Origin of the sequence: Nocardioides sp. (assembly GCF_004803405.1) — a bacterium.
In the GTDB taxonomy this organism is placed as follows: domain Bacteria; phylum Actinomycetota; class Actinomycetes; order Propionibacteriales; family Nocardioidaceae; genus Nocardioides; species Nocardioides vastitatis.
In genome coordinates this window covers 265-543 of record NZ_SSXI01000047.1, presented here as the reverse complement: position 1 = coordinate 543, position 279 = coordinate 265, and the positions used below count along the sequence as shown (strand labels likewise).

The 279-nt window shown below is 68.8% G+C and carries 1 pseudogene; it reads right to left on the bottom strand.

Going from position 1 to position 279, the window contains the following annotated elements:
- Positions 1–31: 31 nt before the first annotated feature.
- Positions 32–279 (bottom strand): annotated as a pseudogene (locus tag E7Z54_RS23680) (hypothetical protein); the annotation flags it as partial.

Genomic DNA, 279 nt, shown 5'->3' with positions numbered 1-279 from the left:
TGTGTGGAGTACGTCTCGCCGTCAGGACGGATCAACGACGCCGTCGTGCACGCCCTGTCCGGGCCGCCTTGGCGCGCTTGGCGGCGAACCTCACACCACCGGGACTCTCCCCAACCTCGACCCGCACCACAGTGGACAGCGGGTCCACGACACCCTCGCCGACATGGAGGATGGAGGTCTCCACCGCACCGAGCTTGCTCAGAGCAGTGGCCGCGCTCTTCAGCTCCTCCTCGGCGGCGTCGCCCTTGAGCGCGAGCATCTCCCCGTACGGGCGCAGCA